Source organism: Shinella zoogloeoides, assembly GCF_020883495.1.
Lineage (GTDB): Bacteria > Pseudomonadota > Alphaproteobacteria > Rhizobiales > Rhizobiaceae > Shinella > Shinella zoogloeoides.
Genome location: NZ_CP086610.1, coordinates 1,462,807 through 1,484,362, shown reverse-complemented (window position 1 = coordinate 1,484,362; position 21,556 = coordinate 1,462,807). Strand labels below are relative to the sequence as shown.

Here is a 21,556-nt window from a genome sequence, read left to right as displayed (position 1 = left end):
CTTCCGAGGACTGGAGGCTGATCCTGCTACTGCGCCCTGCGCAGCGAATCCATCAACTCGTTCCGCACACGGTTACCAGTGCGGATGCCGAGGCGTTTTGCGGTGCCGCCGTTCAGTTCCAGCACGTAATCGATCGGGCCGCCCGAATCGATGATCGCCTCGGAAAGCGGCTCGGCATTCTGCTTGATGGTGCGGATCTTGCCGTCCCGGCCAATGAAGAGCATGTCGAGCGGGATGTAGGTATTCTTCATCCACATATAGACCTGCCGCGTCTCGCCGAAGGCGAAGAGCATGCCGTGGTCGGCGGCCATTTCGCGGCGGTTCATCAATCCCTGCTCGCGCTGGCGCGGCGTTACGGCGAGTTCCACCGTGAAGGTGTGGCTCTTGCCGTCCTTCGTGACGATGGTCAGCGGCTGGCTGTCGAATTTCTCGCCGGCCGCAGCGCTGAAGGAAAGGCAAAGAAAAAGCGCCAGGACGGCGCTTGCCAGGCGGGCGAAGCCGAGGGGGCGTGCAAAACCCGCCGCCATCAGTGCGCCCTGTTTCCGGCAACCGGCATGTCCGGGTGGATTTCCGCCGCCATCAGGCCCTTTTCGCCATCGCCGAAACGCACCAGCACGACCTGGCCGGGGCGCAGTTCGGTAAGACCGAAGCGACGCAGCGTCTCCATGTGGATGAAGATATCTTCCGTACCCTCGCCGCGCGTCAGGAAGCCGAAGCCCTTGGTGCGGTTGAACCACTTGACGAGAACGCGCTCCAGCCCGCTCGACGGCGTGACCTGCACATGCGTCTTGACCGGCGGAAGCTGCGAGGGATGCACGGCCGTGGTCTGGTCCATGGAAAGGATGCGGAACGCCTGATAACCGCGGTCGCGCTTCTGGATGAGGGCGACGACGCGCGTGCCTTCCAGAACCGTCTGGTAACCGTCGCGGCGCAGGCACGTCACATGCAGGAGAACGTCCTGCATGCCGTTGTCCGGCACGATGAAACCGAAGCCCTTGGCGACGTCGAACCACTTGATGGCGCCGGTGATCTCGATCAGATCGACAGCGTCGTTGCCCTGGTCATCACGCATCGTGATTTCCTTTAAAGACACCCTGTCCACCATGACCTGCCAGCCCCTCGTTTACGCGTCACATGAGTACGGTTAACTGATTCTTGATAATCAGAATAACATTGTCCCGATGCGAATGCGCAAGCCCCTTTGAAAGTTTTGCCGATCGCAGTGGTAGGCCGCAAGGCTTGCCTGAAGCTGACAAACCCTAACCTTCCGGGCGATTCCCTTTCAGAGGATTTTCCAATGCGTTATCTTCATACGATGGTCCGCGTCAAAGACGTCGATCGGTCCCTTCATTTCTACTGCACGCTTTTGGGCCTTCAGGAAGTGCGCCGCCACGAGAACGAGAACGGCCGTTTCACGCTGATCTTCCTCGCCGCGCCGGAGGACGTCGCTTCGGCGCGCGAGAAGGCGGCCCCCTGCCTGGAGCTCACCTATAACTGGGACAGCGAGGATTATACCGGCGGACGCAATTTTGGCCACCTCGCCTATGAGGTCGACGATATATATGCGTTCTGCCGCAGGCTGATGGATGGCGGCGTCACCATCAACCGCCCGCCGCGCGACGGCCACATGGCCTTCGTTCGCTCGCCGGACGGCATTTCCATCGAGATTCTGCAGAAAGGCGAGCGCCTCGCGCCGGCCGAGCCGTGGGCCTCGATGGGCAATACGGGCGCCTGGTAAACGGCCGGGACGCAAGCTCCAGGTAAAGCCTGCGTCCTATGCTTTCCTTCACGAACCATCGTTTCGCCGTATTTGGCCGGGAGATTCTTGCGATTCCGGTCGTTCGCCAGCGTGAGGGGGCGTTTGGCCGTTCCGGGCCGGATTGCTTCCCGTTCTGCGTTTCACGGCTCCAGCGCTTCGGCCTTTACACCCTTGGCCGAAACGGTAACATCGCGGCAACCGCAGCCCGGCCCCATCCGGCTTTCTCGATTGCGGTTGCGACTGTTTGAAGAAATGGCCCGACGGCGGCAAGACCGGGGGCACGAACGTCGAAAGCGGGGAAAAGCCTTTGCAGGACATGCAAGGAAAGCGGCCGGCCTTGAAAACGCTGCGGTATGGATTGCTGCTGGCCGTTTCGGTCGCCACACTCTCGGGCTGCGTTTCCGCAGTCTCCAGCGATATGCGCGCGGACATGACGCCCGCGCAGGAACAGGAAACCGTGGCCGAAGGCGGCGCGGCGGAAACCACGACACCTGTCGTTGCCGGCGCATCGGCGCAGGCTTCCGATGTTGCCGCAAATGCAACGGCCAGCCAGCAGCAGGCGGGCGGCGAAGCCGCACGCGACATGGCCGGCGCGGTCATGCAGCCGGCAACGCTCAATGCCGGTCAGGCAAGCATCTATTCCAACGGCGGACAGGTCACCCCGGCAGGCTCGGCCTATGCGGGACAGACAACCGGCACGAACGCCGCCGTCAACAGCCTCTATGCCGGCGCGGCGCAGGGCGCGGACCAGACCGGCCGCCTGCCCGTCGAGGACATGCCGCCGGTCGGCGCAACGGGCCAGCAGGTCGCGACCTTCGAGGATGGCCAGGCCGTCGTGCTACCGGCGAATATTCCGATTCCCAAGACGGCCCGCACGGCGCTCGTGGAAGAGCCGGCGGCAGGCAACGCCGCCGACCGGGCGCTCGCCACGCCTGCGACGGCCGACGCGCTGCCGAAGGATTCCCTCTTCGCCGACCAGAGCGGACAGGCGGAGCAGTTCGACGGCCAGCGATTCTCGGGTACGGCGGCGCGCCGCACGCTTAACCGTGACAGCGCTGGCGCCGTGCAGACGGCCTCGCTCGGCACGCTGCCCGGCGTGAAAGGCGCAAACGCTCTCTTCTCCACCGACACGAACGACCATTCCGAGTCCGAGGAAGTCGAGGACGGCGCACCGCAGTTCAAGGAAGTCGCCTCGCTCGCCGGCCTTGCCCGCCTTGCGCCGAACGGCCTCTGGCTACAGACCGAGAAGGTGAAAACCGGCTGTTTCAAGCCGGAACTGCTGCAGGTGCTCAAGACGATCGAGAAGCACTACGACAAGCCGATCATCGTCACCTCGGGCCTGCGCGACATCAAGGTCAATCGCGCCAAGCAATCGCTACACACGCGTTGCGAGGCCGCCGATATCCAGATTGCGGGCGTCACCAAATGGGAGCTAGCGGAATATCTGCGCAGCATGCCCGGTCGCGGCGGCGTCGGCACCTATTGCCATACCGAATCCGTGCATATCGACGTCGGCCCGGAGCGCGACTGGAACTGGCGCTGCCGCCGGCGCAAATGACGGCAGACGCCAAGCCATTGGGTTCGATGGCTTTTCGAGCATCCAAAGCCGCCTTCGGGCGGCTTTTCATTTTTTTCCCGCAACGGCTTTTTCCCGCTTGCGCAATAAAAAGCGCCCTTCTATAAGACGCCCACCGCACGCGCCCTTCGTCTATCGGTTAGGACGCCAGATTTTCATTCTGGAAAGAGGGGTTCGACTCCCCTAGGGCGTGCCACGGTTCCCTCCCCTGAAACGACCTGTTTTCCCTGTCTGAACCCTTCGTTCGCGCTGTTGAAAAAGTTGCGCCGAACGTGATTTTCCGTCTTGCGCATCCGCCGCGTCCCGACTAGAAGACGCCCACCGCACGCGCCCTTCGTCTATCGGTTAGGACGCCAGATTTTCATTCTGGAAAGAGGGGTTCGACTCCCCTAGGGCGTGCCACCTTCTCCCCTTCGCAAAGTCCTGAACAGCGCCCCGCGCAACTTGCGGAACCGTGCGCTCATACCGGCGAAAAAAACTGAAAATTCCTGCATTTAAGGGCTTGCGCGAATCCGCGCCCGCGACTAGAAAACGCCCATCGCACGCGCCCTTCGTCTATCGGTTAGGACGCCAGATTTTCATTCTGGAAAGAGGGGTTCGACTCCCCTAGGGCGTGCCACCTTCCCTCCCTGAATTTCGTCAGTCCAGAGCGTTTCAGAACGCTTTCGCCGCATCGATGATGCGGAACTGGATACGCTGGTTTCCCTGCCAGCTATCGGCAGAGAGCGTACCGGCGAGATGCACCGCCTGCCCACGCTCCTTCATTAGGAAAAGCCCGAGATCAGCCTCCGCCGCGCGGAAGGCCATGGCATCGAGCCGTCCGCCGTCCGGACCCTCGAGGCCGACACGCAGATGGTTGACGCCGACAGGCCGCACATCGCGGACGCGGTGCGCCGGCAGCGCGAAGATCGGCTGCGGATGGCCCGAGCCATAGGGACCGGCCTGTTCGAGCTGGCCGGCAAGCGCCAGCGTCGCACCCGAGGCGCTGAGCGCGCCGTCGATCTTCAGGGTTTCCATCGCCACCAGGTCCGGAACGGTGCGCTGCGCGCGCTCCTCGAAGAAGCTGCGCAGACGGCCGAGTTTTTCCCGCTCCACCGTCAAGCCCGCCGCCATGGCATGGCCGCCGCCCTTGACGAGAATCCCCTCATCTACAGCCGCGCGGACCATGCGCCCGAGATCGAAGCCGCTGATCGAGCGGCCGGAGCCGGTGCCCTTGCCGGAAGGGTCGAAGGCGATGGCGAAGGCCGGGCGGCGGAAACGGTCCTTCAGCCGCGAGGCGAGCAGGCCGACGACGCCCGGATGCCAGCCCTCGCGGGCCGTCAGGATCACCGAGGCGTTTTCGCCTGTGCCATATTCCGCCTGCGCTTCCGCCTCGGCCTCCGCCAGCATGGCGGCTTCCATGGCCTGCCGCTCGCGGTTCAGCTCGTCGAGCTGTTTCGCGATGCGTTCGGCTTCACCCGCTTCGTCGATGGTCAGCAGGCGGCTGCCGAGGGCGGCATCGCCGATACGCCCGCCGGCATTGATGCGCGGGCCGACAAGGAAGCCGAGATGATAGGGCGTCACCGGCCCGCCGATGCCCGCCTGCTTCAACAGCGCCGTCAGGCCCGCATTGCCGAGATGGCGCGCGGCGACGAGGCCCTTGACCACATAGGCCCGGTTCAGCCCCTTCAGCGGAACGACGTCACAGACCGTGGACAGCGCCACCAGATCGAGCATGGAGAGGAGATCGAAGCTTTCGGCCCGCTTGTCGCCGCGCTGGCGCAGAAGCCGCTGCAACGCCACCAGCACGAGGAAGACGACGCCGGCGGCGGACAGGTGCCCCTGCCCCGAAAGATCGTCCTCGCGATTCGGGTTGACGAGCGCTGCGGCCGGCGGCAACTCTTCGCCCACCTGATGATGATCGATGACGACGGCATCGATGCCCCGCTCCCTGGCCACGGCAAGCGATTCGTGGCTCGTCGAGCCGCAGTCGACCGTCACGATCAGTTGCGCGCCCCGGTCGATGAGCTGGCCGATGGCATTGGGGTTCGGGCCGTAGCCCTCGAAAATACGATCGGGAATATAGATTTCCGCCGGCACGTCGAAATGCGTGAGGAAACGATAGAGCAAGGCCGAGGATGACGCCCCGTCGACATCGTAATCGCCGAAGATCGCCACCCGCTCGCGCCGCTCGATGGCGCATGCCAGCCGTTCCGTCGCCGCTTCGCAATCCATCAGGCTGTAGGGTTCCGGCATCAACCGGCGCAGCGTTGGATCGAGGAATTCCAGCGCGTTCTCGAAGGCGACGCCGCGGCCCGAAAGCACGCGCGAGATGAGGTCCGGCAGGCCGTGGGTCTGGCTCATCGCCAGCGCGCGGTTCTCCCCCGCCTGGTCGAGCCGCGCCACCCAGCGCTGCCCGGTCGCCGAGCGCTCGACGCCGAGAAAGGCCCGGCTGACGGGATCTGCGTTTTCCAACATGCTCATGGCGACATTCCTGCTTGGCCTAAAAAACCAGTGCCCGCGCTCCGGCGCAAGGGCGGAGGCGGGCACTGGATAGTTTGCGATGGCAAGCGAGAATCAAGCCGTCTTCGGCCGCTCGATGCGGATCACCTGCGGTTCGCCGACGAGATAGCCGTCGCTCTTGATGGAGGCGACCGCCTTGCGGACGGAATCCTCCATGGTCGCATGCGTGACGAGAATGATCGTCTTCGGGTCGGTCGATTCGGCCGTGGACTGCGCGCGCTGCACGATGGATTCCAGCGAAATGCCGTTCTCCGCCATATGCTTGGCGATGCTGGCGAAGACGCCCGTGCGGTCTTCCACCGAGAGGCGGATGAAATAGCCGCCGTGGTGCTTGCGGATCTGCGCGCGCTTGTAGGGCACGAGTGCCGCGGCCGGACGGCCGAGCACCGGAACGGTCTGCGCGCCGGGGCGGCTCTTGGCGATATCCGCGATATCACCGAGCACGGCCGAGGCCGTGGCATTGCCGCCCGCGCCGGGGCCGACCATCAGCAATTCGCCGAGAATGTCCGATTCGATGGCGACAGCATTCGTCACGCCATCCACCTGCGCGATGACGCTATCGAGCGGCACCATGGTCGGATGCACGCGCTGTTCGACGCCCGTATCGGTCTTCTGCGCGACGCCCAGCAGCTTGATGCGGTAGCCGAGATCGGCGGCGGCGCGGATATCGTCGATGGAGATATTGGTGATGCCTTCGAGATAGATGTCGTCGGCCGCGATCTTCGTGCCGAAGGCGAGCGTGGTCAGGATCGACAGCTTGTGCGCTGTGTCGTTGCCCTCGATGTCGAAGGCCGGGTCGGCTTCGGCATAACCGAGGCGCTGGGCTTCCTTCAGGCAGGCCTCGAAGGACAGGCCCTCCTTCTCCATCTTGGTCAGGATGTAGTTGCAGGTGCCGTTCATGATGCCGTAGACGCGGGAAATCGTGTTGCCCGTCAGGGATTCACGCAGCGCCTTGATGACCGGGATACCGCCGGCGACCGCCGCCTCGTAGTTGAGGATGCAGCCGTGCTTTTCGGCAATGCCGGCAAGCTCGACGCCGTGGGCGGCAAGCAGCGCCTTGTTGGCCGTCACGACATGGACGCCGCGCGACAGCGCCGCCTTGACGGCGGCATAGGCCGGATCGCCTGCCCCGCCCATCAGTTCCACGAAGACGTCGATCTTCGCTTTTCCGGCGAGCGAAACCGCATCGTCGAACCATTCGGCGGAAGACAGGTCGACGCCGCGGTCACGGCCCTTCGTGCGCGCCGTGACGGCGACGATCTCGATCGGCCGGCCACACGTCGTCTGAAGCATGTCCCTGCGTTCGACGAGAATCTTCGCGAGCGAGGCACCAACGGTCCCCAAGCCTGCAATGCCGATCTTCAGGGCATCAGCCATGGTCATGTCCTATGCGTTTTTGGAAAAGCCCTCCGCAGGAAACGCGGAGGGCGGATTTGATTAGCGATGGGCGTTCAGCGAGATGACGTTGTGCATCGTCTCGTCGGCCGTGGAAAGGAACTTCTTGATATTGCGCGCAGCCTGGCGGATGCGGTGCTCGTTCTCGACCAGCGCGAGGCGGACGTAATCATCGCCCAGTTCCCCGAAGCCGACGCCCGGGGCGACGGCGACGTCTGCCTTCTCGACGAGCAGCTTGGAGAATTCCAGCGAGCCGAGATGACGGAACTTTTCCGGGATTTTTGCCCAGGCGAACATGGTCGCGGCCGGCGGCGGAACCTCGAAGCCGGCCTTGCCGAAGGTCTCGACCATCACGTCGCGGCGGCGCTTGTAGACATTGCGCACTTCGGCAATGTCGGAGCCGTCGCCGTTCAGCGCATGGGTCGCGGCCACCTGGATCGGCGTGAAGGCGCCGTAGTCGAGATAGGACTTCACGCGCGTCAGCGCGGCGATCAGGCGCTCGTTGCCGACGGCAAAGCCCATGCGCCAGCCGGGCATGGAGAAGGTCTTCGACATGGAGGTGAACTCCACCGTGACGTCCATGGCGCCGGGAACTTCCAGCACCGACGGCGGCGGCGTGTCGTCGAAATAGATTTCCGAATAGGCAAGGTCGGACAGCACGATGATGTCGTGCTTCTTCGCAAAGGCGATGACGTCCTTGTAGAAATCGAGCGTGGCGACCTGCGCCGTCGGGTTCGATGGATAGTTCAGGATCAGCGCCAGCGGCTTGGGGATCGAGTGGCGCACGGCGCGCTCGAGCGGCGGGAAGAAGGTCTCGTCCGGCTCGACCGAAATGGAGCGGATCACGCCGCCGGTCATCAGGAAGCCGAAGGCGTGGATCGGATAGGTCGGGTTCGGGCAGAGGATGACGTCACCTGGCGCGGTGATGGCCTGCGCCATGTTGGCGAAGCCTTCCTTGGAGCCGAGGGTCGCGACGACCTGCGTCTCCGGGTTCAGCTTCACGCCGAAGCGGCGCGCGTAGTAGGCGGCCTGCGCGCGGCGAAGGCCGGGAATGCCCTTGGAGGAGGAGTAACGGTGCGTGCGCGGGTCCTGAACCACTTCGCAGAGCTTGTCGACGATAGCCTTGGGCGTCGGGAGGTCGGGGTTGCCCATGCCAAGGTCGATGATATCGGCGCCACCCGCTCGCGCGCTTGCTTTCAAACGGTTGACCTGTTCGAAAACATACGGCGGCAGACGCCGGACCTTGTGAAACTCTTCCATCTCTAACCCCGTTGGGCGCGGAGCCCTCCGGCAGTCCGGCCGGACGACGAAACTCCGCGCGATTCAAATGACCGGATAGGGGCGAAAGCGTTCAAAATGAAGGCGCTCCGCCCGCGCCGGCGGCCAAATGGCCGTCTTCCGCTTTGCTGCCAAACGGCAAGAAACGCAAGCGCTATTTCGCGCCTTCGATTTCAGAAAGCGTTGCCTTGCCGTGGTTGTCGCGCAAGGCCTGCAGTTCTGCGAGCTGACGACGGTATTCCACGTCGGAAATGGTACCGGACTTGCGGCGGCTTGCAAGCGCCGAAAGGCGTGCGCTGTAGTCGGCTGCTTCCTGGTCGCTCATCTGCTGCGTCTCGGCGCTGACGATCGCTGTGATGTCGGGATAGACGGCCGCGCGGTTGGCGCCGGCATTGACCGTGGCAGGCGCCTCGGTGGACGCGCAGGAGACGAGGGCCGCGGACGTTGCGGCCATGAGAAGAACGGCGCTCAAGCGCCTGATTTCGAACGCCATGTGGCAGTATGCTCCTGTCGAAACCACTGGTTCCGGATATTGCGGCGAAAGGCTGTCAGGCCCTTGTAATCTGTTTCGAACAGAATGTAAAAATACAAACGTAACAATAAAATCGGGAGGGAACGATGTCCGAGGAACGCAAGGCGAAGGAACGCGTTGCAGCCGGGGACAAGCCCGGTTTTCAGCCCTTCGATCCCGCCGCCATCGAACCCTATATCGTCAAGGATCCCGAGGCGCTGACGGTCAATTTCGCCCGCACCGTCGAACAGCTCGGCAAGGCCGCCTCCGCATGGCTCGCCCCCCGCGAAAGCGGCGAGAAGGTCGATACCGTCGCCGAGCCGGTGGTCGACATGGTCAAGACGCTCTCCAAAGTCTCGGAATACTGGCTGGCCGACCCGCGCCGCACGCTGGAGGCGCAGACCATGCTGCTCGGCAGCTATTTCAACATCTGGTCGCGCACGCTGAGCAAGCTCGGCGGCCAGGAGACGGACCAGACGCCCGATCCGCACGCCAAAGACAAGCGTTTTGCCGACGAGGACTGGGTGAAGAACCCGTTCTTCGATTTCCTGCGGCAAGCCTATTTCGTGACCTCCGACTGGGCGGAAAAGCTGGTGGCCGATGCCGACGGGATTGACGAGCACACCCGCCACAAGGCAGGCTTCTATGTGAAGCAGATTGCCAGCGCGATCTCGCCGACCAACTTCATCACCACCAATCCGCAGCTCTATCGCGAGACGGTCGCCTCGAACGGCGAGAACCTCGTGCGCGGCATGAAGATGCTCGCCGAGGACATCGCCGCCGGCAAGGGCGACCTCAAGATGCGCCAGACGGACACCAGCAAGTTCGCCATCGGCGAGAACATGGCGATGACGCCCGGCAAGGTGCTGGCGCAGAGCGACGTCTGCCAGGTGATCCAGTACGATGCGACGACGGAAAAGGTGCTGAAGCGCCCTCTCCTCATCTGCCCGCCGTGGATCAACAAGTTCTACATCCTCGATCTCAACCCCGCCAAATCCTTCATCAAATGGGCCGTCGACCAGGGCCATACGGTCTTCGTCATCTCCTGGGTGAATCCGGACGAGCGGCACGCGGACAAGGATTGGGAATCCTATGCCCGCGAGGGCGTCGGCTTCGCGCTCGACACGATCAAGCAGGCGACCGGCGAGGAAGAGGTGAACGCTATCGGCTATTGCGTCGGCGGCACGTTGCTGTCCGCCACGCTCGCCCTGCACGGACAGGAGGGCGACAAACGCATCCGCAGCGCCACGCTCTTCACCACGCAGGTTGATTTCACCCATGCGGGCGACCTCAAGGTCTTTGCCGACGAGGACCAGATCGGCGTCATCGAGCGCGGCATGAAGGCGACGGGCTATCTCGACGGCTCCAAGATGGCGACCGCCTTCAACATGCTGCGCGCCTCCGAGCTGATCTGGCCCTATTTCGTCAACAACTACCTGAAGGGCCAGGAGCCGATGCCCTTCGACCTTCTCTACTGGAATTCAGATTCCACGCGAATGCCCGCCGCCAACCATTCGTTTTACCTGAGAAATTGTTATCTCAACAACACTCTCTCCAAGGGCGAGATGATGCTGGCCGGCAAGAAACTTTCGCTGAAGGACGTCAAGATCCCGATCTACAATCTCGCCACCAAGGAGGACCATATCGCACCGGCGAAATCGGTCTTCGTCGGCAGCAAGTCCTTCGGCGGCAAGGTCACCTATGTCATGGCCGGCTCCGGCCACATCGCCGGCGTCGTCAATCCGCCCGACAAGATGAAGTACCAGTACTGGACCGGCGGCCCGGTGAAGGGCGAATTCGAGGACTGGGTGAAGAAGGCGGAGGAAACGCCCGGCTCCTGGTGGCCGCACTGGCACGAATGGATCAAGGCCGAGGACGACCGCATGGTGCCGGCCCGCAAGACAGGCGGCAAGATGAACTCCATCGAGGAAGCCCCCGGTTCCTATGTCCGCGTGCGTGCCTGACGCCTCATGAAGTTCGATCCGCCGCTGGTTTCCGGCACGCTCGTGCAGCGCTACAAGCGCTTCCTCTTCGACGCCATCCTCGACGACGGGACGGCGATCACCGGCTCCTGTCCCAATACCGGCTCCATGCGCGGCCTCACCGCGCCCGGCTCGCGCATCTGGATGTCGCAAAGCGACAGCCCGACGCGCAAGCACCGCCATCGCCTGGAGCTGGTGGAAGCGGACGACACCGTCGTCGGCATCAATACGGGCCTGCCGAATCGCCTCGCGGAAGAAGCGATCCTTGGCGGCCTCGTTTCCGATCTCGGCACCTATCCGCTGTTGGAACGGGAGAAGAAATATGGCCGCAATTCCCGCATCGATATCCTCCTGTCCGGCGATACCCGCCCGCAGGCCTATGTCGAGGTAAAGAACGTGCATTTCCGCCGCACGCCCGGCCTTGCCGAATTCCCGGATACGGTGACAGAGCGCGGCGCAAAGCACCTTGAGGAACTGGGCGACATGGCGCAGGCCGGCTTCCGCGCCGTCATGCTCTATCTCATCCAGCGCGAGGACTGCGAGACCTTCCGCATCTGCGCCGACCTCGACCCCACCTATGCCAGCGGCTTCCGGCGCGCGCTGTCGCGCGGCGTCGAGGCCTATGCGGTCAAATGCGCCGTTTCATCCGAGCAAATCCGCCCCGTGGCGTCGATCGCCATGGACGAACCCGGTGTCGCTGATTTATGACGGTCTCTCAAAGACGAGTGAAAGTTCGACCATGGTGACCTATATCGACGCGACTTCCGCGCCGCTGAAGAATACGGGCGTGATCCGCCTCTACGACGCGGACGCCTTTGCCGGCATGCGCAAGGCCTGTCAGCTCACGGCCCGCTGCCTCGATGAGCTTTACCCGCTGGTCAAGCCGGGCGTCGCCACCGATGTCATCGACCGCTTCGTCTTCGAATTCGGCATGGATCACGGCGCGCTGCCCGCGACGCTGAACTATCGCGGCTACACCAAATCGAGCTGCACCTCGATCAACCACGTCGTCTGCCACGGCATCCCCAACGACAAGCCGCTGCGCGAGGGCGATGTCGTCAATATCGACGTCACTTTCATTCTCGAAGGCTGGCACGGCGATTCGAGCCGCATGTATCCGGTGGGCGAGATCAAGCGCGCCGCCGAGCGCCTGCTGGAAGTCACCCATGAATGCCTGATGCGCGGCATCAAGGCCGTCCGGCCCGGCGCCCGCACCGGCGCTATCGGCGAAGCCATCCAGACCTATGCCGAAGCCGAGCGCTGCTCGGTGGTGCGCGACTTCTGCGGCCACGGCGTCGGCCGCCTCTTCCACGACGCGCCGAACATCCTGCATTACGGCCGCGCCAATGAAGGGCCGGAAATGAAGGAAGGTATGATCTTCACCATCGAACCGATGATCAATCTCGGCCGCCCGCATGTGAAGGTGCTTTCCGATGGCTGGACGGCGGTCACGCGCGACCGCTCGCTTTCCGCCCAGTACGAGCACACCGTCGGCGTCACGGCCGATGGCTGCGAAATCTTCACCCTGTCGCCCGGCGGCCTCGACCGCCCCGGCCTTCCCGCATAGGCCGCCCATGACAGGATCGCGCGGACGCACCGGCATTCCTTCCCCCTCCGAGGTGGAGGACGCCGTGCCGCCCGCGGACGATCTCTTCGATGGCGCCGACGAACGCGGCCATTTCTTCGAGCGCCCGGCCCGTGCCACGCCCGCAAAGGCCGTGCCGCAAGCCGAAGACAAGCACTATCACGGCCACCGCGACCGTCTGCGTGCCCGCTTCCGCGACAATGGCGACACGGCGCTTGCCGACTACGAAATCCTCGAACTCCTGCTCTTCCGTCTCATTCCGCGCCGTGACACCAAGCCGGTGGCAAAGGCCCTGCTCGACCGATTCGGCACGCTTTCCGGCGTCTTCGGCGCAACGCCCGCCTTGCTGCAGGAGGTCAAGGGCATCGGCGAGGCCGTGGCGCTCGATCTCAAGCTGATTTCCGCCGTCGCCCAGCGCACGCTGAAGAGCGAAATCCGCAACAAGACCGTGCTCGCCTCCTGGTCCTCCGTCATCCAGTATTGCCATGCCGCGATGGCGCACGAGCCGCGCGAGCAGTTCCGCATTCTCTTCCTCGACAAACGCAACGCGCTGATCGCCGACGAGGTGCAGGGCCGCGGCACGGTAGATCACACGCCGGTCTATCCGCGCGAGGTGGTGCGCCGCGCGCTGGAACTGTCCTCCACCGCCATCATCCTCGTCCATAACCATCCCACTCGGTCAATAAGATCACGCTGGAGCACGCACAAGCACGCTGAAACACTAGCAAACTCGGGCATTTTTGGCATTGCGTAGTGGGGACGGTTTTGGCAAACTGGGGGCGGTTTAAGGGGTAGAAAACGGCTCTCCGCTCCCAGCAAGCGACCCCTGTTTCTCCTGAACCGATCCCAGTTGCGGAACAGGAGAATCGCGATGCCCAGCCTGACCGACACCGCCATCCGGCATGCGCTCAAGCGCGTCGAGGTGAGCCAGAAGCAAGAAAATCTCGCCGACGGCGATGGACGCGGCACCGGCCGTCTCGTCCTTGTCCTCAAGCCAATGCCCAAGCGCGTGACCGCCGATTGGATGGCCCAGCAGTGGCGTGATGGCAAGCGCACCAAGAAGAAGATCGGTGCGTATCCCTCGATGTCCCTCGTTGACGCGCGCGCGGTCTTCAAGCGCGACTTCGCGGATGTGATCCAGAAGGGCCGAAGCATCAAGATCGCAACGGATACGCGTCCTGGCACGGTCGCGGACCTATTCGAGGGCTATGTCGCGTCGCTCAAGGCCGCCGGCAAGCCATCGTGGAAGGAGACGGAAAAAGGCCTGAACAAGATTGCCGATACGCTCGGACGAAACCGCCTCGCCCGCGAGATCGAGGCCGAGGAGATCATCGAGCTAATCCGTCCGATCTATGATCGTGGCGCGAAGTCGATGGCCGATCATGTGCGGTCGTATCTCCACGCGGCCTTTGGCTGGGGTATGAAATCCGACAACGACTATCGACAGCAATCGGCTCGCCGCTTCCGCATCCCTTTTAATCCGGCCACCGGCATCCCGACGGAGCCCAAGGTCCAGGGCACGCGCTGGCTGGATGAGGACGAGTTCCTGCAGCTCTATCGTTGGCTCGAATGCCCCGATGTGCCAGTCACTCCCTCCTACCTCCGCGCCGTGCAGCTTCTCATGCTGACCGGACAGCGCGTTGAGGAGATCGCTCGCTTCCATGTCGACCAGTGGGACGCCAAAGAGCGGATCATCGACTGGTCGAAGACCAAAAACCTCCAGCCGCACGCTGTCCCGGTCCCGTCGCTCGCGGCCGAACTGATCGAGTCCATCAAGCCCAACGAATATGGATGGTTCTTCCCCTCCGCCACGGACCAGTCAAAGCCGGTCAGCCATGGCACTCTATACTCGTTCATGTGGCGTCAGCGCGATCGCGGCGTGATCCCCTACGTCACGAACCGCGATCTCCGGCGCACTTTCAAGACGCTCGCCGGAAAAGCTGGTGTGCCGAAGGAAATCCGCGATCGGCTTCAGAACCACGCCCTTCAGGACGTCAGTTCGAAGCACTACGATCGCTGGAACTACATGGTCGAAAAGCGCGCCGGCATGGCCAAGTGGGATAAGTTCGTCCGGGCGCTGCTAGCGAAGAAGAAGGGCGGCAGCGCCTTGAAGAAGGCCGCGTGAGCGGTCGCTTCATCGCTGTCACCGGCGCATTCGTCACGGCCTGCTTTGCGGTCCCGGCCCATGCAGATCCATGCGAGGCGCCTGTCCCCTCGCAGGTTGGAGTCGAGTTCTCCGGCTTGGTCCGTTATGTCGGCGACGGCGACGGTCTTTGCGTCGGGCGTACATCGGACCCCAACGAGTGGATCGAGGTGCGCCTTGCCGACTTCGATGCCCCGGAGCTGCACACGCCAGGCGGTCCCGCGGCGAAAGCGGCGCTCGAACGCGTCGCCCTTCGGCGCGAGATCACCTGCACGGCCGAACGTGGGCGCGGCGGCCGCGTCCGCTCCTTTGACCGCGTCATTGCGCGATGTTGGATCGGTGGAAAGAGCCTTGGCGATCTGCTTCGCCAGGCTGGCGTGGCCGAGGGTGGCAACTAATGCCCCGCTCGCCATTGACTCAACATAGCTTGGAAGCTATATGACCTGGGATGTTAGATTGCATGACGCCTTCGAGGCGGAGTTCCTGGCTTTTGAGCGCGAGGTTCAGACCCAATTGCTGGCAGTTGCGAAACTGCTCGGCGAATTCGGTCCGCAGCTCGGTCGGCCATACGCCGACACGCTCAACGGCTCGAAGCACGCCAATATGAAGGAGATGCGTTTCTCTGCCGCCGACGGCGAATGGCGTGCTGCCTTCGCCTTCGATCCCGAACGGAAGGCCATCCTTCTCGTTGCAGGCGACAAATCCGGCGGCAGCCAGAAGCGCTTCTACAAGCAGCTTATCGCAAAGGCGGACAGTCGGTTTTCCGCACATCTGGAAAGCCTGAAATCCGCAAAGAAGGATTGATCGATGGGCCGGAGCCTTAACGACGTCATTGCTTCTCTGCCCCGCGATCAGCAGGAGCAGATCGAAGCCCGTTATGAGGAACTGAAGCAGGAGGTTGAGGGCCTGCGCGAGATGCGTCAGATCGCCGGGAAGGCGCAGGAGGACATCGCTGCGGCGCTGAAGATAAAGCAACCGTCGGTCTCGAAGATCGAAAAGCAGGCTGACATGTACCTATCGACACTGCGCAGCTACGTTGAGGCGATCGGCGGAAAACTTGAGCTGACGGTGAATCTGCCGGGGCGGCCGGCCATCCGGCTCCAGCGTCTCAGCGATGGAACCGTCTCCCACGACAGACCTATGCGCACCGTAGCACGCCGAAAGTCGGCGGCAGCGCGGTGACACCCGATGCTCCAGTTCGATGGCAGATGGCGTTTTGACAGTCCCGGCCCGATAGAAGCCGCCGTCCAAGAGGGCTTTCGCGATCTCATCAACCGCGTTTGCGGGCAAGGCCAGCGGAAGGCTATTTTGGAGCATTTCAAGGCTCGCTTCTGCGCCGCAGCCAACACAGAGTATTGGCCGAGCACCAACGAACGGTTCGCATCCGAAGATCTCGACCGAGATATGGCGCGTGCGGAGACGAACGCCCCCATATTCATCGAGGCATTCTGGGATGCATGCCAGGAACTTCGCGCCCGCAATCCTACCATGGTCGTGCCGGATGCCGGGCGGATAAACCGCATCCTCGCGGACGCAGACGCTGGCTATCAGCTCGACCCTCCCATGCTGGTCGCAACGCGGGTCCACATTCCGATCAACGTACCCGACGCTCCCCCATCTCTCGATGTGCAGGCGCAAGCGATCATCAACGAATCTCTTGATGCCTCCCAGCACTCGTTGAGCGAAGGCAACGGCCGTCAGGCCGTCCAAGAGGTCCTTTGGCTGCTGGAGACGATCTCGACGGCGTTTCGTGGTCCTGAGATCTTAGACGGCAGCATCCAGGGTCGGTACTTCAACGAAATCATCGGCGAACTACGCCAGCGCGGCCGCGGGCATCAAGAGCAAATCCTGCAATGGATGATGACGTTGCATGGCTATCTTTCCTCGCCGACGGGTGGTGGCGTCCGTCACGGGGTCGATCTCAGGGAGGGCCTTGCGCTCCAGATCGATGAGGCACGCCTCTACTGCAACCTCATACGAAGCTATCTGACTTTCCTCATCGCAGAGCATGAGCGCCTGGCTAGGCGGGTCGCGTGACGCTTCGAATAATCAAAACGTGGGGGCTCGGCGCACTTTGAAAGCGATGCTGTCTCGCAAGTACCTCTCGCCGGAGGTCTGATGCGCTTCATCCTACCTCTTGCTGAGCAACTCGACAGAGCGGCCGCGGAACTATCGGCGGCACGTCCGCTCAGCAGCCGGATGGCGCTGATCTTAATCGACAATGCTTTCGAGCTGATGTGCCATCAAAGATGCTTAGAACTGATCGAAGAAGATAGCAGATTAGCAAGCCCAAAATTGACCCTGAAAGATAAGCTCGCTGGACGTGGGCAAAATTTTGATGCGAAGACGTCCCTGTTAAAGCGGGCAGGCTATTTCGCGGACGTTGACGTCAGATCTGTTCAGATCCTTCACGGCTATCGCAATCAGCTCTACCATGTTGGTCTGCGCGACGACCCTGTCATCGGCCCCCTCGCCCGCCTATACCTCAAACTCGTACTGAGCTACGCGCCGCAATTGCTGAGGCCGGTGCGTTTCCTGCGTTGGGAGGAGTCACTCTCCCGGGGTGAGATCATCGAACATTTTCCCGAGCTTGCGGAGACGCGGCGGTATGCTTGCAAGGTCGACGTATCGGCGTTCTGCATGCGCGTCGCCGCGCGCGTCGATCCCGACCCTCTTCTGCTCGGCAATGCATTGGCGGAGCACTTAATCGGCCTCGCAGGGAAATCGGAAACCGATTTCGGAATAATCGCTAAGGGTCGCAGCGGTAAGGATGACCCCACTCAGACCCTACGTCGTGTTCAACTCGAGGCCGACACGATCGCGGAGGTAGTGCGCCGTCATCGTGAGCGTGAGCGCCAGTTAAAAGCGACCCAGACTCCCTTTGAACCGTTCGATCCGGATCGGCTTTCCATCGCCCGCGGAAGCAGCGTTCTGATCGAGGCGAACCAAAGGCTTCTTCCTGAATGGAAGCCCCGTCATAAGAAGTTGCCGTTTGCCAGTTGGCGTCGGCAAGCAGCCAAGCTGCGGCTCGGCATGGACGATCTCGCTGTCCTGGATTGCTATGCTCGGCTCCATCAGGAAATCGACGACCTCGATGAGGTCATGGCCGAGCCCATACAAGATATGTACGGCTGGCATCAGTATCAGGAGGATCTGGCCATGGATCGCCGATGAGGCAAGGCCCTCCATTCGGAACGGCTGCTGTCGATGTGCTGTTTCAACCGCCCCGCCGGGATTTTGGGGCATCGATCTGCGAGTGAAAGCCGCCGCGCTCGCAGGCTTGCCGCGCGCTTGCCGGTTAGCTGCCGGTTTGTTGCCGACTACTCGCAGGTCGACTGTTATACTGTGCCTAAATCGACAATTACAAACCGAGGCGACAGTGAAGAAAGTTACCCCCGATGGAAGCCAAATAAAGAGGCTCCGCACCAACGCCGAGCGTGTCTCGACACAGAAAGAATTGGCCTATGAGGTTCGGGTCAGCGAACGGACGCTTCGCGAGATCGAAAACAAAAATGCGCCTGTACCAGTAGACGTTCTTGACCGACTTGCGAAGGTTTTGAACGTCCGCCGGGAGCAAATCTCGTTTCCTTGTGATGCCACTCAATCAAAGACCGCGGGCGCCGGCGAGGTTTTCTCTGCTGTCATTGCTGAGATGCGCGAAGAGCGTTTGGTTTCCCGGTACGACTACGACCTCGCAAATGTGACGATGGATGAAGGTCTGCTGTTCAAGCAGGCAAACAGCTCGAACGACTTCGCTTGCGAAATTATGATCTCGCTGACGGATGAGGCGGCTGAGTACGCGGAAGAGCTGATCGGCATTTTGGACGGCCTAACGTGGTCCGTCCGGAGCATCCTAGAGAAGGTGGCCCCAAGCGAAGAAATCGCCGTTCGCCGCCGGATCAAGCAGCTCTTGGTCTTGCTCAGGGGCAATGACGTTTGGGTCTATCATACTCATCTTTTCCGCCGCTTGCCCGAACGACATACGCCCATGCCGGAAGGCGAATATGCCGACCTCTCGTCGCGCTTCATCATCGCGCTTGCAGCGCCCGCCGAGTGGGGGGAAACGTCAATTCGCGTTCCTATCGACCATGGCCAGCCGTTCATTCTCCCGGCCTGGGACTCCGACAAGAAAGGTGGCAAAGGCTGATGGCTGAGGCTCAATCTACCAACGAAGAAACGCTGACCGAAAACCTCGCTTTTGCCGAGGTGCTTGCTTGGTCTGCTACGCGTCCGGCTTGGCAACGAGATGCTTTGCGCCGACTTGTTCAGAGCGGCATCCTTGGCAGCGAGGAGATCGACGAACTTCTCGAAATTTGCCTTGATCCAGCGCTGCCTCACACGCCGTTGTCAGACGCAGATGTCTCGTCACAAAGTATCTTAGGTGCACCGGTCAGCGTGTTGCGTATCGAGAATCCAACCGGCGTCAATGCCCTGGCCTTCGATCAAAAACTCGAATTCGCGCAGGCGGGACTGTCGATCGTGTACGGCGACAATGGGTCAGGCAAATCTGGCTATGTCCGTATCCTGAAGCACGCCTGCCGGACACGCGACCGCAACAACAAGATCTTGCGTGACGTGGAAGATGCGGCAGCTACCCCGCAGACCGCCAACATTGTGTTCCTACGTGGTGCCACGGAGGATCAATTCGCATGGAGCCCGGAAGCGCCGAGCCACGCTGACCTTCCGTCGATAAGCATTTTCGACTCCAGAAGCGCCAACGTGCACGTCGAGAAGACGAACGCCGTGGCCTACATTCCCCAGCCAATGCGTGTCTTGGAAGCGTTGGCTACGGCCTGTGATCAGGTCAAGGCAAAGCTCGATGATCGGCTTGCCGCCATCAATGCGAAAACGCCGCTGGCAATTAAAGAGCCCCAACTTGGTGCCGATACCGCTGCCGGCGCTTTCGTGCGCAGCCTCTCCACAAAATCAAGCATCGCTCAGCTCGACCTGCTGGCGCAATTGTCAGAGGCGGAAACCTCCCACCTCGCCGCGCTGGAAAGCGATCTCGCACAAGAACCGAAACGAGCCGCTGCGAAAATCACCGCGCAGAAAGCACGCCTTGATGATGGCATCGGCAAGCTCAAGAATCTGGTCGACACGGCATCTCCTGCGGCGTTTGCGATGCGCTCCTCCTTGAAATCCGACTGGGAAACCAAAGCCGAGAGCGCGAAATTGGCATCCGACGCGTTGTTCGCCGCTTCGCCGCTTCCTGACGTGGGGAAGGCGACATGGCGCGCTCTTTGGGAGGCCGCCCGGAAATACTCCGATGGCATCGCATATCCGAGCAGGACATTCCCGCATCCAACGGGCCATGATGAGTTGTGCGTGCTTTGCCAACAGCCCATGGAAAAAGATGCGATTGAGCGCCTCGTGACGTTCGAGACGTTCGTTAAGGGCTCGACAAAAGCCGACGAAGACGCCGCGGAAGAGGCCTATAGCGATGCGATAAAACAAGCCGCCGCTAAGCATATGAGCGCTGCGGCCCGCCGCCAGTTCGTTAGCCTCATTGAGACCGAGATCGGGGACGTCTCTCTTGCCGGTGTTGTGAGAGAATGCAGTACGCGGGCGGCTTGGCGGCTTCGATCTTTCGTCCGTAGCAAGACCGCTCCCGAGCAACTCACTGCCTTCCCAGCCACTGCACTCGCCGCGCTATCTGTCCGCCTTGCGAGTCGTGCGCTTCAACTGTCAGCCGATCAAAACAGCCCAGAGCACCTTGCCTTGGTGAAGGAATATCGAGAACTGAAAGATCGAGAGGCACTCGGCCCTCTACTCGCGGACATTAAAGCCGAGATTGAGAGGCGCAAAGAGGCCGAAATCATAACCAAGGCCGCAAAGGATACGGCAAAACGATCCGTTACGACTAAGAATAAGGAATTGTCTGACAAGCTTGTTACGAACGCCTTACGCGGTCGATTCGCGCGTGAGATTGATAAGCTCAAGTTGGCTAGAATGCCGGTCGAGCTTCGGAAAGTCAAAGATTCGAATGCTGTGTCATATTTTCAAGTTTGTCTCGTTGAGAAACCTGATGAGCCTGTGGGCGAGATTTTCAGCGAGGGCGAACATCGTTGCGTCGCACTCGCTGCATTCCTGGCCGAGCTTGTCACATCCAAACAATACTCCAGTATTGTGTTCGACGACCCTATGTCATCGCTCGATCACATTCATCGCAGGGCGGTAGCAGCGCGACTTGTAGAGGAGGCTGAGCACCGGCAGGTCATCGTGTTTACACACGATCTGACGTTTCTTTTCGAGTTGCGTCGCGAAGCGGACGCAAAAACGCGCTCCATCCAGTATCAGACAGTTTGTCGCAAACAGAGCCGACCCGGCTTTGTGGAGTCAGAGCTGCCGATGAAGGCGAAATCAGCGCAACAATTGGCGCAATCCCTGCGCTCGGAGCTGAAAGAAGCAAAGCACCAATTTGATACATGGCCGGATGCTCGGCGGACTATCTTCTGCAAAGGCATCATCGAGCAACTTCGAGAATCTTGGGATCAAGGCATCGCAGACTTTGTATTTCCGGTCCTTGCTCGATTCGATAACGCCATAAAGGGCAACAGTCTATTCAAGCTCGCGATCATCAGCGATGACGACGTTAAGACCGTAACAGCAGCGCGAGGCCGGTTGTCGGAAGAGATGCATACGTCCGCGGAAACCCTGAACCCTGAGACTGTTTCTCATGCCGATCTGATAGCCGAAGTCGTGAAACTGGAGACGTGGCTAGGTAGCATCCAGCAGCGCCAGAAGGAGGCCAAGGCTCCCGTCACCTCCTATGCTTAAGCGATTTCGCTGCATGCGCCTCGACCGCCCAGCGGCGCTCAGATAGCC

The 21,556-nt window shown here is 61.7% G+C and carries 19 protein-coding genes, 3 tRNA genes and 1 pseudogene; 17 read left to right on the top strand and 6 right to left on the bottom strand.

All coding sequences use genetic code 11. The annotated features are described in order from the left end of the window. Nucleotides 1-26: 26 nt before the first annotated feature. Together K8M09_RS07525 and K8M09_RS07520 are read right to left on the bottom strand one after the other, a co-directional pair. Nucleotides 27-527, bottom strand: coding sequence for a DUF192 domain-containing protein (locus K8M09_RS07525; protein ID WP_160788040.1), 501 nt, complete (start codon nt 525-527; stop codon nt 27-29). After that, a complete protein-coding gene (locus K8M09_RS07520) occupies nt 527-1,105 on the bottom strand; it encodes a cold-shock protein (RefSeq protein WP_160788039.1) in 579 nt (192 codons plus the stop codon). Before K8M09_RS07520 ends, K8M09_RS07525 begins: the two co-directional genes overlap by 1 nt. A gap of 192 nt (nt 1,106-1,297) precedes the next feature. Here K8M09_RS07520 and gloA point away from each other — a divergent pair, with 192 nt between their 5' ends. The 5 genes from gloA (at nt 1,298) to K8M09_RS07495 (ending at nt 3,954) form a co-directional block, all read left to right on the top strand. Further along, on the top strand, nt 1,298-1,738 hold the full coding sequence (gene gloA, locus K8M09_RS07515) for a lactoylglutathione lyase (protein WP_160788038.1): 441 nt from the start codon (nt 1,298-1,300) through the stop codon (nt 1,736-1,738). 358 nt (nt 1,739-2,096) lie between these two features. Next, on the top strand, nt 2,097-3,317 hold the full coding sequence (locus K8M09_RS07510) for a D-Ala-D-Ala carboxypeptidase family metallohydrolase (protein ID WP_229342233.1): 1,221 nt from the start codon (nt 2,097-2,099) through the stop codon (nt 3,315-3,317). 139 nt (nt 3,318-3,456) lie between these two features. Continuing rightward, nucleotides 3,457-3,531, top strand: a tRNA-Glu gene (locus K8M09_RS07505). A 131-nt stretch (nt 3,532-3,662) separates the two neighbouring features. Next, a tRNA-Glu gene (locus K8M09_RS07500) sits at nt 3,663-3,737 on the top strand. 142 nt (nt 3,738-3,879) lie between these two features. Further along, nucleotides 3,880-3,954 (top strand) — tRNA-Glu (locus K8M09_RS07495). A 35-nt stretch (nt 3,955-3,989) separates the two neighbouring features. Here the strand turns inward: K8M09_RS07495 and recJ are convergent. The 4 genes from recJ to K8M09_RS07475 form a co-directional block, all read right to left on the bottom strand. Then, nucleotides 3,990-5,792, bottom strand: coding sequence for a single-stranded-DNA-specific exonuclease RecJ (gene recJ, locus K8M09_RS07490; RefSeq protein WP_160788045.1), 1,803 nt, complete (start codon nt 5,790-5,792; stop codon nt 3,990-3,992). A gap of 99 nt (nt 5,793-5,891) precedes the next feature. Next, nucleotides 5,892-7,214 (bottom strand): homoserine dehydrogenase, encoded by a 1,323-nt coding sequence (locus tag K8M09_RS07485; protein WP_160788037.1) that lies wholly within the window; start codon nt 7,212-7,214, stop codon nt 5,892-5,894. Nucleotides 7,215-7,274: 60 nt separating this feature from the next. Further along, nucleotides 7,275-8,492: an LL-diaminopimelate aminotransferase gene (locus tag K8M09_RS07480; RefSeq protein WP_160788036.1), complete on the bottom strand. Its 1,218-nt coding sequence runs from the start codon at nt 8,490-8,492 to the stop codon at nt 7,275-7,277. Between the two features lie 172 nt (nt 8,493-8,664). Then, nucleotides 8,665-9,003 carry an SHOCT domain-containing protein gene (locus K8M09_RS07475; RefSeq protein WP_160788035.1) on the bottom strand — a complete coding sequence of 113 codons (339 nt, stop codon included), beginning with the start codon at nt 9,001-9,003 and terminating at the stop codon, nt 8,665-8,667. Nucleotides 9,004-9,128: 125 nt separating this feature from the next. On the opposite strand from K8M09_RS07475, the gene K8M09_RS07470 reads away from it, so the two are divergent. The 12 genes and pseudogenes from K8M09_RS07470 to K8M09_RS07415 all read left to right on the top strand — a co-directional run bounded on the left by K8M09_RS07470 (nt 9,129) and on the right by K8M09_RS07415 (nt 21,508). Beyond that, on the top strand, nt 9,129-10,985 hold the full coding sequence (locus K8M09_RS07470; RefSeq protein ID WP_160788034.1) for a PHA/PHB synthase family protein: 1,857 nt from the start codon (nt 9,129-9,131) through the stop codon (nt 10,983-10,985). A gap of 6 nt (nt 10,986-10,991) precedes the next feature. Then, nucleotides 10,992-11,711, top strand: coding sequence for a DNA/RNA nuclease SfsA (gene sfsA / locus K8M09_RS07465; protein ID WP_160788033.1), 720 nt, complete (start codon nt 10,992-10,994; stop codon nt 11,709-11,711). A 31-nt stretch (nt 11,712-11,742) separates the two neighbouring features. Then, nucleotides 11,743-12,570, top strand: a complete 828-nt coding sequence (map, locus tag K8M09_RS07460; RefSeq protein ID WP_160788032.1) for a type I methionyl aminopeptidase — start codon at nt 11,743-11,745, stop codon at nt 12,568-12,570. Nucleotides 12,571-12,604: 34 nt separating this feature from the next. Then, nucleotides 12,605-13,264, top strand: a pseudogene (locus tag K8M09_RS07455) (JAB domain-containing protein); the annotation flags it as partial. 195 nt (nt 13,265-13,459) lie between these two features. Continuing rightward, the gene (locus K8M09_RS07450; RefSeq protein ID WP_037519595.1) at nt 13,460-14,713 is read left to right on the top strand and encodes a tyrosine-type recombinase/integrase; all 1,254 of its coding nucleotides are present in this window, start codon (nt 13,460-13,462) and stop codon (nt 14,711-14,713) included. Continuing rightward, entirely contained in the window at nt 14,710-15,129 is a 420-nt protein-coding gene (locus K8M09_RS07445) for a thermonuclease family protein (RefSeq protein WP_037519592.1), read from the top strand. The genes K8M09_RS07450 and K8M09_RS07445 overlap by 4 nt, the downstream gene beginning before the upstream one ends. A gap of 40 nt (nt 15,130-15,169) precedes the next feature. Continuing rightward, complete coding sequence (locus K8M09_RS07440) at nt 15,170-15,535, top strand: type II toxin-antitoxin system RelE/ParE family toxin (RefSeq protein WP_037519589.1); 366 nt, start codon at nt 15,170-15,172, stop codon at nt 15,533-15,535. A gap of 3 nt (nt 15,536-15,538) precedes the next feature. Continuing rightward, a complete protein-coding gene (locus tag K8M09_RS07435) occupies nt 15,539-15,913 on the top strand; it encodes an XRE family transcriptional regulator (RefSeq protein WP_080727226.1) in 375 nt (124 codons plus the stop codon). Between the two features lie 6 nt (nt 15,914-15,919). After that, nucleotides 15,920-16,768: a hypothetical protein gene (locus tag K8M09_RS07430; RefSeq protein WP_037519587.1), complete on the top strand. Its 849-nt coding sequence runs from the start codon at nt 15,920-15,922 to the stop codon at nt 16,766-16,768. An 81-nt stretch (nt 16,769-16,849) separates the two neighbouring features. Then, complete coding sequence (locus K8M09_RS07425; RefSeq protein ID WP_037519585.1) at nt 16,850-17,905, top strand: hypothetical protein; 1,056 nt, start codon at nt 16,850-16,852, stop codon at nt 17,903-17,905. Nucleotides 17,906-18,110: 205 nt separating this feature from the next. Next, the gene (locus K8M09_RS07420) at nt 18,111-18,878 is read left to right on the top strand and encodes a helix-turn-helix domain-containing protein (RefSeq protein ID WP_037519582.1); all 768 of its coding nucleotides are present in this window, start codon (nt 18,111-18,113) and stop codon (nt 18,876-18,878) included. Beyond that, on the top strand, nt 18,878-21,508 hold the full coding sequence (locus K8M09_RS07415; RefSeq protein WP_051886739.1) for an AAA family ATPase: 2,631 nt from the start codon (nt 18,878-18,880) through the stop codon (nt 21,506-21,508). The genes K8M09_RS07420 and K8M09_RS07415 overlap by 1 nt, the downstream gene beginning before the upstream one ends. Nucleotides 21,509-21,556 lie beyond the last annotated feature (48 nt).